General features: G+C 73.3%; 9 protein-coding genes. 5 read left to right on the top strand and 4 right to left on the bottom strand.

Features of this window, described 5'->3' with window-relative positions:
- Positions 1-160: 160 nt before the first annotated feature.
- On the top strand, positions 161-5,626 hold the full coding sequence (locus SM452_RS05855; protein WP_463839433.1) for an ATP-binding protein: 5,466 nt from the start codon (positions 161-163) through the stop codon (positions 5,624-5,626).
- Between the two features lie 139 nt (positions 5,627-5,765).
- Positions 5,766-6,158: an SCO5389 family protein gene (locus tag SM452_RS05850; protein WP_135240588.1), complete on the top strand. Its 393-nt coding sequence runs from the start codon at positions 5,766-5,768 to the stop codon at positions 6,156-6,158.
- A 44-nt stretch (positions 6,159-6,202) separates the two neighbouring features.
- Here the strand turns inward: SM452_RS05850 and SM452_RS05845 are convergent, their stop codons facing one another.
- Positions 6,203-6,607, bottom strand: coding sequence for a Fur family transcriptional regulator (locus SM452_RS05845; protein ID WP_194799099.1), 405 nt, complete (start codon positions 6,605-6,607; stop codon positions 6,203-6,205).
- 229 nt (positions 6,608-6,836) lie between these two features.
- On the opposite strand from SM452_RS05845, the gene SM452_RS05840 reads away from it, so the two are divergent.
- Genes SM452_RS05840 through SM452_RS05830 form a run of 3 tightly spaced genes read left to right on the top strand, consistent with a single transcriptional unit; the run spans position 6,837 to position 9,267 of the window.
- A complete protein-coding gene (locus tag SM452_RS05840; RefSeq protein ID WP_262011893.1) occupies positions 6,837-7,430 on the top strand; it encodes a copper chaperone PCu(A)C in 594 nt (197 codons plus the stop codon).
- Complete coding sequence (locus tag SM452_RS05835) at positions 7,427-8,659, top strand: Dyp-type peroxidase (RefSeq protein WP_355508090.1); 1,233 nt, start codon at positions 7,427-7,429, stop codon at positions 8,657-8,659. Before SM452_RS05840 ends, SM452_RS05835 begins: the two co-directional genes overlap by 4 nt.
- Positions 8,660-8,679: 20 nt before the next feature.
- Positions 8,680-9,267, top strand: coding sequence for a copper resistance CopC family protein (locus tag SM452_RS05830; RefSeq protein ID WP_355508092.1), 588 nt, complete (start codon positions 8,680-8,682; stop codon positions 9,265-9,267).
- Positions 9,268-9,321: 54 nt separating this feature from the next.
- Here SM452_RS05830 and SM452_RS05825 read toward each other — a convergent pair whose 3' ends face one another.
- The 3 genes from SM452_RS05825 to araA all read right to left on the bottom strand — a co-directional run bounded on the left by SM452_RS05825 (position 9,322) and on the right by araA (position 14,456).
- A complete protein-coding gene (locus SM452_RS05825; protein ID WP_209310301.1) occupies positions 9,322-10,311 on the bottom strand; it encodes a LacI family DNA-binding transcriptional regulator in 990 nt (329 codons plus the stop codon).
- Positions 10,312-10,628: 317 nt separating this feature from the next.
- Positions 10,629-12,707, bottom strand: coding sequence for an RICIN domain-containing protein (locus SM452_RS05820; protein ID WP_355508094.1), 2,079 nt, complete (start codon positions 12,705-12,707; stop codon positions 10,629-10,631).
- 246 nt (positions 12,708-12,953) lie between these two features.
- Complete coding sequence (gene araA, locus SM452_RS05815) at positions 12,954-14,456, bottom strand: L-arabinose isomerase (RefSeq protein WP_463839432.1); 1,503 nt, start codon at positions 14,454-14,456, stop codon at positions 12,954-12,956.
- Positions 14,457-14,482: the final 26 nt, after the last annotated feature.

Raw genomic sequence — 14,482 nt, 5'->3', positions numbered from 1 at the left:
TGGCTGGCTAAAAACTTTTGTTCGGTTCCTACAACGGTCCCCGCTCAGGCTTCGGCCGTTACGACATGGCGCCGCCCGCGCACAGCCGGAAAGGTGAGGCGAGCCGGGGGCATCGCCGCGCCCGGCGCGCAGGAGTGGGTCAACCGAAGGGGACGGTCACGTGTTCACCCGTGTCGCCATCGTCAACCGTGGTGAGGCCGCGATGCGGCTCATCCACGCGGTCCGGGAACTGGCCGCGGAGACCGGCAGCCGGATCGAGACCGTCGCGCTGTACACCGACGTCGACCGTACCGCCACCTTCGTCCGCGAGGCGGACGTCGCCTACGACCTGGGCCCCGCGTCCGCCCGCCCGTACCTCGACCTGAAGGCCCTGGAGCGCGCGCTGGTCGAGACCGGCGCGGACGCCGCGTGGGTGGGCTGGGGTTTCGTGGCCGAGGACCCGGCGTTCGCCGAGCTGTGCGAGAAGATCGGCGTGACGTTCGTCGGGCCCAGCCCGGACGCCATGCGCAAGCTCGGCGACAAGATCGGCGCGAAGCTGATCGCCGAGGAGGTCGGCGTGCCGGTCGCGCCGTGGAGCCGCGGCGCGGTGGAGAGCCTGGACGACGCGCTGCGCGCGGCGGCCTCGATCGGCTACCCGCTGATGCTCAAGGCGACAGCCGGTGGCGGCGGGCGCGGCATCCGGGTGATCCGCAGCGACGCCGAGCTGGCCGACGCCTACGAGCGCACCAGCCAGGAGGCGGCGCGGGCGTTCGGCAGCGGCGTGGTGTTCCTGGAGCGCCTGGTCACCGGTGCCCGGCACGTCGAGGTCCAGGTGATCGCCGACGGTCAGGGCACCGCGTGGGCGCTCGGGGTACGGGACTGCTCGGTGCAGCGGCGCAACCAGAAGGTGATCGAGGAGTCCGCGTCGCCGGTGCTGAGCCCGGAGCAGACCGCGGAGCTGAAGGCGTCGGCGGAGCGGCTGGCGGTCGCCGTCGGCTACCGGGGCGCGGCCACCGTCGAGTTCCTCTACCACCCGGGCGACCGGCTGTTCGCGTTCCTGGAGGTCAACACGCGCCTGCAGGTCGAGCACCCGATCACCGAGTCGACCACCGGGTTCGACCTGGTCAAGGCGCAGCTGCACGTGGCCGGCGGAGGCCGCCTCACCGGTGAGCCGCCGGTCGAGCGCGGGCACGCGATCGAGGCGCGGCTCAACGCCGAGGACCCGGACCGCGACTTCGCGCCCTCCCCCGGCCGGATCACCCGGCTGGACCTGCCCGCCGGGCCCGGCATCCGGGTCGACACCGGGGTCAGCGAGGGCGACACCATCCCGGCCGACTTCGACTCCATGATCGCGAAGATCATCGCGTACGGCCGGGACCGGGACGAGGCGCTGGGCCGCCTGCGGCGGGCGATGGCGAACACCACTGTGGTCATCGCCGGCGGCGCGACGAACAAGAGCTTCGTGCTCGAGCTGCTCGACCAGCCCGAAGTGATCGACGCCAGCGCGGACACCGGCTGGATCGACCGGGTACGCGGCGAGGGCCGCCTGGTCGCGCACCGGCACTCCGCCGTCGCGCTGGCCGCCGCCGCGATCGAGGCGTACGAGGAGGACGAGACCGCCGAACGGCAGCGGCTGCTGTCCACCGCGGCCGGTGGACGCCCGCAGGTGCAGCACCGCAGCGGCCGGCCGCTGGACCTGAAGCTGCGCGGCGTGACCTACCGGATGCGGGTGGCCCGGGTCGGCGCGCACCGGTTCCGGGTCGGTGTCGAGGCCGGTGGCGACGTGCGCACCGCGGACGTCGAGCTGGACCGCTTCGACCGGCACACCGGCCAGATCGCCGTCAACGGCGCCCGGTTCCGCCTGCTCACCGACACCCACGGCCCGGTCCACCTGGTCGAGGTGGACGGTGTGACGCACCGGATCAGCCGCGACGAGGGCGGCGTGCTGCGCTCCCCCATGCCGGCGCTGGTGGTCGCCACGCCGCTTCAGGTCGGCGCGGAGGTCGAGGCCGGCGCGCCGGTGCTGGTGCTGGAGGCGATGAAGATGGAGACGGTGCTGCGGGCGCCGTTCCGGGCCCGCCTCAAGGAGTCGTCGGTGGCGGTGGGCACCCAGGTCGAGGCCGGTGCGCCGCTGCTGCGCCTGGAGCCGATCGCCGAGGAGGGCACCGAGGCGGCCGCCGGCCCGGCCGGACCGGCTGTCGAGCTGGACCTGCCCACGGCGCCCGCGGACGTGCCGGCGCGGTCCCGGGCCGAACGCGGCCAGGAGGACCTGTGCGCGCTGCTGCTCGGCTACGACGTGGACCCGCACGACGAGCGGCGGGTGCTCGGCGACTACCTGGACGCGCGGCGGGCGGCCACCGAGGCGGGGCACCGGCCGCTGGCCGAGGAACTGGAACTGGTGAACGTCTTCGCCGACCTGGCGGAGCTGAGCCGTAACCGGCCCGGCGGCGACGACGGGCCGGGCGGGCACGTGCACAGCGCCCGCGAGTACTTCCACACCTACCTGCAGAGCCTCGACGTCGAGCGGGCCGGTTCGCCGGACTCGTTCCGGGCCCGCCTGGCCAAGGCGCTCGCCCACTACGGCGTCACCGAGCTGGACCGCTCCCCCGAGCTGGAGGCCGCGGTCTTCCGGATCTTCCTGGCCCAGCAGCGGGCCGCCGCCGACGCCACGGTGATCGCCGCGCTGCTGCGTTCCTGGCTGCGCGAGCCGCCGCCGGACGAGGCGCTGCGCGAGCCGGCCGGTCTCGCGCTGGAGCGGCTCGTCGCGGCCACCCAGGTCCGCTTCCCGGTGGTCGCCGACCTGGCCCGGGGCGTGGTGTTCGCCTGGTTCGCCCAGCCGCTGCTGCGCCGCAACCGGGCCCGGGTCTACGCCCAGGTCCGCACCCACCTGCGGCACCTCGACGCGCAGCCGGACGCGCCGGACCGCGCCGAGCGGATCGCCGAGATGGTGCGCAGCACCGAGCCGCTGGTCCGGCTGCTCGGCCAGCGCCTGGTCCGCAACGACGTGGACAACGCGGCCATGCTGGAGGTGCTGACCCGCCGCTACTACGGCAACAAGGCGCTCACCGAGGTCAGCACCCGCACCGCCGGTGGCTGCACGTTCGTGGTGGCCGGGCGGGACGGGTCGAGCGTGGTCTCGGCCGCCGTCCGGTTCGACGCGCTCGGCGACGCGCTGCGCGGCCTGGCCGAGGTGGCCCGGGACTGCGAGGCCGTCGACGCGGACGTCTACCTGGCCTGGGAGAACCAGCCGGAGGACCTGGACGCCACCGCCGCCGCCCTGCTGGAGGTGGTGAACGCGCACCCGCTGCCGCAGCAGGTGCGCCGCCTCACCACCACTGTGGCCGGGCGTGCCGGCGCGGTGATGCACCACCACGTCACGTTCCGCCCGGCGCAGGACGGCGGGATGGCCGAGGAGCGCCTGATCCGCGGCCTGCACCCGTACATCGCGCAGCGGATGCAGCTGGAACGGCTGCGCGAGTTCGACCTGACCCGGCTGCCGTCGCTGGACGAGGAGGTCTACCTGTTCCAGGCGGTCGCCCGGCAGAACCCGTCCGACCAGCGGCTGGTGGCGTTCGCGCAGGTGCGTGACCTGACCGGGCTGCGGGAGCAGGACGGCCGGCTGGTGGCGCTGCCGACCACCGAGGACACGGTGGCGGCCTGCATCGACTCGATCCGCCGGGCGCAGTCGAGGCGGCCGTCGAAGTCGCGGTTCCCGACCAACCGGATCGTCGTCTACGTGTGGCCGCCGAGCGAGCTGACCCGCGAGGAGATGGAGCTGATCGCCGGGCGGGTACGCCCGACCACAGTGGGCGCCGAGCTGGAGGAGATCCTGTTCATCGCGCGGCAGCGCGACCGGCGTACCGGCGAGCTGACCAAGGTCGGCGTGCGGATCACGTTCGACGTCACCGGGCACGCGCAGCTGACGGTGGGCGAGCCGCCGGCCGAGCCGGTCGAGCCGCTTGACGACTACCGGCTGAAGGTGCTGCGCGCGGCCGGGCGCAACACGGTCTACCCGTACGAGCTGACCGGCCTGCTCGGTGACTTCGCCGAGCACGACCTGGACGCCGACCACCGGCTCGTGCCGGTGGACCGGCCGAAGGGCCGCAACACGGCGGCGATCGTGGCCGGTGTGGTCACCACGCCGACGCCGCGGCACCCGCAGGGCGTGACCCGGGTGGTGCTGCTCGGTGACCCGACCAAGTCGCTGGGCGCGCTGTCCGAGCCGGAGTGCCGGCGGGTGATCGCCGCGCTGGACCTGGCGCAGCGGATGGGCGTGCCGCTGGAGTGGTACGCGCTGTCCGCCGGTGCCCGGATCTCGATGACCTCCGGCACCGAGAACATGGACTGGGTGGCCGCGGCGCTCAAGCGGATCGTCGAGTTCACCCAGGACGGCGGTGAGATCAACATCGTGGTGGCGGGCATCAACGTCGGCGCGCAGCCGTACTGGAACGCCGAGGCGACGATGCTCATGCACACCAAGGGCGTGCTGGTCATGACGCCGGACTCGGCGATGGTGCTCACCGGCAAGCAGTCGCTCGACTTCTCCGGCGGCGTCTCCGCCGAGGACAACTTCGGCATCGGCGGCTACGACCGGGTGATGGGCCCGAACGGGCAGGCGCAGTACTGGGCGCCGGACCTGCCGGCCGCGCGGGACGTGCTGATGGCGCACTACGACCACACGTACGTGGCGCCGGGCGAGGACGCCCCGCGCCGGGCCGTCACCATGGACCCGGTGGACCGGGACATCTGCGGCTACCCGCACGCGGTGGCCGGCAGCGACTTCGCCACGGTGGGCGAGATCTTCTCCGCCACCGCGAACCCGGACCGCAAGAAGCCGTTCGACATCCGTACCGTGATGCGGGCCCTCGCCGACCAGGACCACCCGGTGCTGGAGCGGTGGGCCGGCATGGCCGACGCGGAGACCGCTGTGGTGCAGGACGTGCACCTCGGCGGCATCCCGGTGTGCCTGCTCGGCATCGAGTCCCGCTCGGTGCCCCGGCACGGCTTCCCGCCCACCGACGGCCCGGACACGTACACCGCGGGCACGTTGTTCCCGCGCTCGTCGAAGAAGGCCGCGCGGGCGATCAACGCGGCCAGCGGCAACCGGCCGCTTGTGGTGCTCGCCAACCTGTCCGGCTTCGACGGCTCACCCGAGTCGATGCGCAAGCTGCAACTGGAGTACGGCGCGGAGATCGGGCGGGCGATCGTCAACTTCCGCGGCCCGATCGTGTTCTGCGTGATCTCGCGCTATCACGGCGGCGCGTTCGTTGTCTTCTCCAAGGCGCTCAACCCGGACATGACGGTGCTGGCGATCGAGGGGTCGTTCGCCTCGGTGCTCGGTGGCGCGCCCGCCGCCGCCGTGGTGTTCGCCGGCGAGGTCGCCGCCCGCACCGCCGCCGACGCGCGGGTACGCGACCTGGAGGCGAAGGTCGCCGCCGCGGCCGGCACCGAGCGGGCGACGCTCACCGCCGAGCTGGACGAGCTGCGCTCGTCGGTGCGGGCGGAGAAGCTGGGCGAGGTGGCCGCCGAGTTCGACCGGGTGCACAGCATCCAGCGGGCGGTCGAGGTCGGCTCGGTCGACGCGGTGGTCCGCGCCGCCGAGCTGCGTCCCCGCGTCATCGAGGCGATCGAGGCGCGTCTGCGCTGACACGTCGCACCGCCGGACGGCGGGTGGGCCTTCGGGTCCGCCCGCCGTTTCGCGTGCGCCGGTAGTTGACGGGCCCTCCGCCGCGTGGTGTGCCCAATCGGTAATGGAAACCGTGTTCGTTAGCGATGACGGAGGACCCATGTCGCTCACCGTTCCGCCCGCCCTGCTGCGCGCCGCCGAGACCGGTCCCGTGGACGAGGAGGCGTTCGTCGCCTGCGTCCGTGACTCCCTGCCGTACGCCTGGGAGACGGTCAGCCGGGTGGCAGCCGACCTGGCCGCGTCCGACGCCGAGTTCGCCGACAACGTCGTTCCGCCGCCGGGCGACGCCGAGCGCGGGCAACTGCTGCGCGCACTCGCCAGCGACGCGATCCGCGCCGGTCTGGAACGGCACTTCGGGGTGACGCTGGCGTTCCAGAACTGCCACCGGGTGGCGGCCTTCCGCCCCGGCGCGGCCGGCTCCGAGGCGTACCGCCGGTTCACCTCCAGCCGGGGCCAGCTGCTCAACCAGTCCCCCACGCTGCGCAACTGCTGACCGGACGCACGGGCGGGCGGGCCACCGCCCGCCCGTGGCACCGCTCAGGCGGCGCAGCGGTCGCAGGTGCCGAAGATCTCCAGGGTGTGCCCGACGTCGGTGAAGCCGTGCTGCGCGGCGACCTGGTCGGCCCACCGCTCCACGGCCGGGCCGGCCACCTCCACGGCCCGGCCGCAGCGGCGGCAGACCAGGTGGTGGTGATGGCGGCTCTGGCTGCACCGCCGGTAGAGGTGCTCGCCGCCGGGTAGCCGCGCCGAGTCGATCTCGCCGTTGTCGACGAGCATCTGCAGCGTCCGGTACACCGTGGTGAGGCCGACCTTCGCCTGCCGCTGGACGAGCATCTGGTGCAGCTGCTGCGCGCTGTGGAAGCCGTCCAGCTCCCGCAGCAGCGCCAGCACCTCGGCGCGCTGCCGGGTGTTGCGGGTCGCCCCGGTCGTCACCTGGCTCACCGTCGCCTCCCTCGTCCGGGCACCCGCCCGGCACCCTCGTCCGGCCGCGGCCGCGCCCGGCGCGCCACGTGACACCCGGAACCATTATGCCTTCCGGCCACACCGCCGGTCCCCGGTCGGCGCCGGTCCGCCGGGCGGGGTGTGACGTGATCGACCACCCGGGCCGGAACTATCCGGCGTACCGCGCCGACAAACGGTACGAACACCGGATCTTCGAGGGGACGACGTCATGCCCAGCACCACCCGCCGCCGGTTCCTGCGCCCGGCGGCCCTGATCGGCGCCGCCGTGCTCGCCGCGTCGGTCACCGCCTGCGGGTCCTCGGACACGCCGTCCGCCGCCACGTCGTCCTCGGCTTCGGCGTCGGCCTCGGCTCCGGCGAGCGCGGCGGCGGGCGTGCTCACCGTCCGCGACCCCTGGGTGAAGGCCGCCGACAAGGGCATGACCGCCGCGTTCGCCACGCTCGCCAACGACGGCGACACCGACGTCACGATCACCGGGGTGACCACCGACGTCTCCCGGGCCGAGATCCACGAGATGGCCATGACCGACGGCAAGATGGCGATGCGGCAGAAGCAGGGCGGCGTCGTGGTCGCTGCCCGCTCCCAGGCCGCCCTGGAGCCCGGCGGCGACCACCTGATGCTGATGGACCTGACCCGCCCGGTGCGCCCCGGCGACCAGCTCGACATCACGCTCACCTTCGCCGACGGCCGGACCCAGACGTTCACCGCGGTGGCGAAGCCGTTCACCGGCGCCCAGGAGTCCTACGCACCCGGCCACGGTGAGTCCCCGATGCCGGAAATGAGCATGAGCCCGGCGTCATGAGCGACAGTCCCGCCACGGCCCGCCGGGTGAGCCGGCGCGGCCTGCTCACCGGCGGCGCGATGGCCGCCGGGGGCGCGCTGGCCGGCGCCGGCGCCCTCACCGCCGTCCGTTCCGGCACTGCCGGGGTACGCCCCGCCGAGCCCGTTCCGGTGGCCCAGGTGGGCAGCGCGGTCGAGCCGTTCCACGGCAGCAGGCAGTCCGGGGTCACCACCGACCCGCAGGCGCACGCCGCGTTCGTCGCGTTCACGCTGCGCCCCGGCACCGACCGGGCGGCGCTCGGGCGGATGCTGCGGCTGCTCTCCGACGACGCGGCGCGGCTCACCCAGGGCCGCCCGGCGCTGGCCGACACCGAGCCGGAACTGAGCGTCCTGCCGGCCCGGCTCACGGTCACGTTCGGCTTCGGTCCCGGGCTCTACGCCGCCGCCGGGCTCGACGACCGGCGGCCCGCCTCGGTGGCCGAGCTGCCCGCGTTCGGCATCGACCGGCTGCAACCCCGCTGGTCCGGCGGGGACCTGCTGCTGCAGATCTGCGCCGACGACCCGCTCACCGTCGCCCACGCCCAGCGGGTCCTGGTCAAGGACAGCCGTCCGTTCGCCGTCGTCCGCTGGGTGCAGCAGGGCTTCCGCCGGGCCGCCGGCGCCGAGCCCGGGCGTACCCAGCGCAACCTGTTCGGGCAGCTCGACGGCACCGCCAACCCGAAGCCCGGCACCCCGGCGGACACCGCGGTGTGGGTGACCGACGGACCGGACTGGCTGCGCGACTCGACCACGCTCGTGGTGCGGCGGATCAGCATGAACCTGGAGACCTGGGATCTGCTGGGCCGCACCGACCGGGAACTCGCCGTGGGGCGGCGCCTCGACACCGGCGCGCCGCTGACCGGCCGGGCCGAACACGACGAGCCGGACTTCGCCGCGCTCGGCCCCGACGGGCTCACCGTGATCCCCGACTTCTCGCACCTGACCCGGGCCCGCGTCACCGACGACCGGCAGAAGATCCTGCGCCGGCCGTACAACTACGACGGCGTGCCGACGCCCGAGGGCGACGCGGACAGCGGGCTCGTCTTCGCCTCGTACCAGGCCGACATCGCCGGTCAGTTCCTGCCCGTCCAACGCCGGCTCGCCGAGCGCGACCTGCTCAACGAGTGGACCACCCCGATCGGCTCCGCCGTGTTCGCCGTACCGCCCGGCTGCCCCGAGGGCGGCTGGATCGGCCGGCAACTGCTCGGCTGACCAGCACAGGAAGGCGCGTCATGCGTACCCGTTCCGTCACCGCGCTGCTCGCCGCGGTCTTCACCGCCCTGCTGCTGGTCCCGGCCACGCCGGCGGCGGCGCACAACTCGCTCCAGGAGGCCACACCGGCGCGCGACGCCCGGCTCACCGCCGCGCCGACGCAGGTCACGCTGCGGTTCATGCAGGGGCTGAACCCCTCCTTCACCACGATCACGGTCAGCGACGCCGGTCAGCGTAAGGTCCCCACCTCCGTACCGGCGGTGAACGGTGCCACCGGCACGGTGACGATCGACGAGCCGCTGGGCAACGGCACCTACACGGTCGCGTACCGGGTGGTGTCCCGCGACGGCCACCCGGTCCAGGGGTCGTACCGCTTCACCGTGGCCGACCCGGCCGCGCCCGCGCCGTCGGCTCCCGCGTCGGCGGCGGCTGCCGCGTCGGCCGGCGTGGACGGCGCGGGCGGGCCGGACGCCTCGGGCGCGCGGTCCGGCGACGACGGCCCGCCGGTCGCGCTGCTTGCGGGTGGGGCGGTCGCCGGTCTGCTCGTGGTCGCCGGAATCGTGCTGCTGATCGCGCGCCGGGCGCGCACTCACCGCACCGACCACTGACGACCGGACCTCGCACGGCGGGGTCGGGCCACGGGCAGGCGGGCCGCTACCGCCTCAGCGGGCGGGCGGCGGGCCCACGCTGCGGCGCGGCACCAGCGTCGGCGCGATCGTCTGCCGCAGCGGCCCGACGGTCTGCGACTCGATCTGCGCCAGGAGCAGGTCCAGGCTCGCCGCGGCGACAGCGCCGAAGTCCGGCCGGACGGTGGTCAGCGGCGGGATGAAGTACGCCGCCTCGGGCACGTCGTCGAACCCGACCACGCTGATGTCGTCGGGGACGCGGCGGCCGTGCTCGTGCAGCGCCCGCAGCACGCCCAGCGCCAGGTGGTCGTTGGCGGTGAAGACGGCGGTGACCTCCGGCATCCGGGCCAGCATCTGCCCGCACCGGTAGCCCGCCGCAGCCGACCAGTCGGCATGGACCAGCGGCGGGATCTCGGCGCCGGCCTGCCGCAGCGCCTCGCGCCACCCCTCGATCCGCCCGGCGCTGTCGAACCAGTCCGACGGCCCGGACACGTGCCACACCGTGCGGTGCCCGGCGGCCAGGAGGTGCTCGGTGGCGGCCCGGGCGCCGGCGACCTGGTCGACTGTGACCAGCGGGATCGGCCGCCGCGGGTCGCCGTCGACAGTCACCAGCGGCACGTCCTGGGGCAGCCGTTCCAGCGCCTCCCCGGCGGACTCGACCGGTGCGATCACCACGATGCCGGCGACCCGGTGCGCCAGGTGCCGTTCCACGGCGGCCGAGATGGAGCGGTGGTCGAGGTCGCGGACGCTGCCGACGCTCACCGCGAAGCCGGCCTCGGCGGCGGTCTGCTCCAGCGCCGCGAGCAGCGACGCCGGGCCGTAGAGCGTGGTGTTCTGCGCGACCACACCGATCACCTGGGACCGGCCGGTCACCAGCGCGCGGGCGGCGCGGTTGGGCCGGTAGCCGAGTTCGGTGATGGCGGCCTGCACCCGCAACCGGGTCTGCTCACGCACGTTGGGATGCCCGTTGAGAACCCGGGAGACCGTCTGGTGCGATACCCCGGCGAGGCGGGCCACGTCCGTCATCGCAGGACCGCGCACGGCCACCTCACTTTCGCCACTGCCCGCGGCCACACCCGGTCGATCTCGACCGGACCGTCCCGGGTGGCGACAGTCTACGCCAGCGGTCCCATCGGTATCGGCACCGTCGATCGCCCGTTCCGGCCGTGGCGCGGCGATATCGGGGAATCGACAGGCGGCTCATTCCCTGCCGTTACGCAGTGGCACGAACAGGCAGCTCGGAGCGGGTGGAATTGCGCCCGGGGTGCGGCATTTCCGGCGATTGCCAGAGCCGCACCCCGGGTTGTCGAAGATGTGTCAACGGCCGCGAATAGTGACCGTTGTCACGGTGTCGTCAGCGAGAACTGCCGCACCGTCACCGCGCCGCCGAGGGATTGGGTGGCGTAGTTGAAGAAGCCGAACCGGTAGCCCATGAAGAACTGCCACGCGTTGTTGAGCGTCAGCGCGTTACCGAGCGACACGAAGTTCACCCCGTCGGTGCTGTAGGAGAACCGCGCCTGCCGGCCCGAGCCGGGCCGGATGTCGGCGTTCGCCCGCAGCCAGATCCGACCGCCGGACACCGCCGCGCCGGCGATCTCCGTACCGGTGCTCGTGGTGTTCCAGTTCGAGCCCATGGTCAGGCCGTTCGTCATCACCACGCGGGTCGCGCCGTTGTCCCGCCGTACGCCGATCCAGGCCGAGCTGTCCCGCAGCATCGCCAGGCCGGCCCGGTCACCGTCGCGCATGGTCGAGTAGTCCAGCTCGATCGTGCCGGTCGAGGTCGGCCCCTGGATGCGGTGGGTGAGCGTGTTGCGGGCCCGGTACAGGTCGTTCGTGACGGTGGCGGTCTGCAACCGCAGGCCGTTGTTCACCGACCACCTGCTGTTGTCCGGGTTGTGGTTCCACTCGTACTGCGGGCCGAGCGTGGTGCCGGAGAACGTGTCGGTGCCGGTGAGCGGCTTGACCGGGCGGGTCGGCAACGGGTTGGGGTAGCTCGCGCCCCAGGCGCCGTTGACGGTCTGCACCTGCGGCCAGCCGTCGGAGGTCCAGGTGATCGGCGCCAGCGTCGGCATCCGGCCGCCCGGGTACGCGTCGGTGAACGCCATGTAGTACCAGGCGCCGGTCTGCGTCTGCACCAGCCCGCCCTGGTGCGGCACGCCGCCGCCGGAGATCGGGCCGGGCAGGTTGAGCAGCACCTGCCGCTGCTCGTACGGGCCGAACGGGCCGTTCGTGGACTTCAGCACGTACTGGCCGTTGGCCGGCCGGGTCAGCCAGATGTAGTACGCGCCGTTGCGCTTGTAGAAGCGCGCGCCCTCCAGCGTGCCGATGCTCGACGGCGTCTGGTAGACCTGCTGGGCCCGGACCTGGCTGCGCCCGTCGGCGGAGAGCTGGGCCACGCTGATCGTGCCGTTGCCGTACGCGACGTACATGGTGTCGTTGTCGTCGATCAGCATGCCGGCGTCGTAGTAGCAGTTGGGGATGGTGGTCAGGCGGTTCCACGCGCCGTCCACGGCGGTGGCGGTGTAGATGTGGGTCTGCGCGAAGTCGATGCACCCGGCCCAGTAGAACGTGCGGTTGCTCGGCCGGTAGTTCAGCGTCGACGCCCAGATGCCGTCCACGTACGCCTGCTCGCCGGCGCTCAGGTCGTACTTGGTGCCGAACTCCAGCCGCGGCACCGAGTGGCCGGCGAACTCCCAGTTCACCAGGTCCCAGGAGCGCAGCACCGGCGCGCCCGGCGAGTAGTGCATGGTGGAGGCGGACATGTAGTAGACGTCGCCGACCCGGATGATGTCGACGTCGGCGAAGTCCTGCCAGACGGCCGGGTTGGTGAAGCTGCCGCCCGGGGTGCCCGGGTTGCCGGGGTTGTCGCCGACGCGGACGAGCTGCCACTGCTGGTTCGCGCCGTTCCAGTCGTCGTACTGCACGATGTTGCCGCCGTCCGCGGTGGAGGCGTTCTGCACCTCCATCACCTTGTTCGAGTTCCGGTTGATCAGCCGGACGTACCCGCCGTCGGAGTCGGCCAGCCGGAACTGCTGGTTGGTGCCGCCGTGGTCGGTCCACTGGACCACCGCCGCGCCGTTGGCGGTGGACGCGCCGGTCACGTCCAGCACCTTGCCGGAGTGCCGGGACCGCAGCCGGTAGTAGCCACCGCCGGAGTCCACGAACTGCCACTGCTGCCAGGCACCGTCGTTGCGCGTCCACTGGGTGATCCGCGCCCCGTCGTTCGTCGCCTGGTTGTACAGGTCCAGCGCCTTGCCGCTGTTGCGGTTCACCAGCACGTAGTACGCGCTGGTGTCCACGGTGGCCGCGGAGACGGGCGCGGGCACGGCGCCCACCACCACGCCGCCGACAAGCAACGCCACCACCCCGGCCAGCAGCCGGGACAGGCGTCCACGTCCACGGGACAGTCGAGCCGTCACCATGATCCTCCTTCGTCGACCGGAGCCCGGGCACGGCGGCACGCGCCGACGACGTCGGCGTTATCGCTAACAGCGATGCCCACCCAGGCGGGAGTCGGATCCCTGGCAACTGCGGCGCAGATCGCGCCCGGAACGGCCCGCGAGCGGTGCCGGTGACCCTATCCATCGACTGTGAGCGATAACATGCCGTACGTCAAGGCGTAACACGGGGCACCGCCGCGCGGGCCGGCACGGCCGGCCGGCGAGGGCTCAGAAGCCCCGGGCGAGCCGGTAGTACGCCTGGTTCCAGCGCAGCTCGTCGGCGAAGCGGTGCGGACGCGTCTCGGCGTCGATGACCACCAGCTCGGTGCGGGCCATCTCGGCCAGGTCGCGCAGTTCCTCCACGCCGACGGCCTGGGACAGCACGGTGTGGTGCGGCGCGCCCGCGGTGATCCACGCCTCCGCCGAGCCGGCCAGGTCGGGCTGCGGACGCCAGACCGCGCGCGCCACCGGCAGCCGGCGCAGCGGATGCGGCGGCGGCACCACGTCCACCGCGTTCGCGACCAGCCGGAACCGCTCCCCCATGTCCGCCATGCCCAGCACGACCGCCGGACCGGGCGCGGCGTCGAAGACCAGGCGTACCGGGTCCTCCCGGCCGCCGATGCTCAGCGGGTGCACCTCCGCGCTCGGCACGTCGGCGGCGATGCTCGGGCACACCTCCAGCATGTGCGCGCCGAGGATCAGCTCCTGGCCGAACGTCAGGTCGTAGGTGTAGTCCTCCATGAACGAGGTGCCGCCCGGCACGCCGACGGCCATCGCCTTGAGCGTGTGCACCAGCACCGACGTCTTCCAGTCCCCCTCGCCACCGAAGCCGTAGCCCTCGGCCATCAGGCGCTGCACCGCGATCCCGGGGAGCTGGCGCAGCCCGCCGAGGTCCTCGAAGTTCGTGGTGAACGCCCGGAACCCGCCGGCGTCGAGGAACGCGCGCAGGCCCAGCTCCTGGCGCGCCGCGTACCGCAGCGAGTCGTGCCGGTTCCCGCCCGGCCGCAGCTCGGCGGCCACGCGGTAGGTGTCGTCGTACTCCTTGACCAGGTCGTCGACCTGCGCGTCGGGCACCTGGTCGACGGCGGCGACCAGGTCGTTGACGCCGTAGGTGTTCACCGAGACGCCGAAGCGCAGCTCCGCCTCGACCTTGTCCCCCTCGGTGACCGCGACGTCGCGCATGTTGTCGCCGAAGCGGGCCAGCCGCAGCGTCCGCACCGCCGACCAGCCGATCGCGGCGCGGGCCCAGGCCGCGACCCGCCCGACGACCCGGGGGTCGGTGACGTGCCCGGCGACGGTCTTGCGCGCCACCCCGAGCCGGGTCTGGATGAACCCGAACTCCCGGTCGCCGTGCGCGGCCTGGTTGAGGTTCATGAAGTCCATGTCGATGTCGTCCCACGGCAGCGCCACGTTGGCCTGCGTGTGCAGGTGCAGCAGCGGCGTGCGCAGCGCGTCCAGCCCGGAGATCCACATCTTGGCCGGGGAGAACGTGTGCATCCAGGCGATCACCCCGACCGCGCCCTGCGCGGCCGCGTCCCGGCAGGCGGCGAGGATGTCCGCGCTGGAGGTGAGGACCGGCTTCCAGACCACGCGTACGGGGATGTCCGGCGACTCGTCCAGGCGCGCGGCGATCTGCCGGGACTGCTCGGCGACCTGCCGCAGGGTGTCCTCGCCGTAGAGGCCCTGGCTGCCGGTGAGGAACCAGACCTCGGGCTGGGGGTGAGTTGCCATGTTGTTGCCTTCCGCGCTAGGAACCG

The organism is Micromonospora sp. SYSU B005 (genome assembly GCF_055362685.1).
Note: the sequence above shows the minus strand (reverse complement) of the source record. Positions and strands in the feature narration are given on the sequence as shown.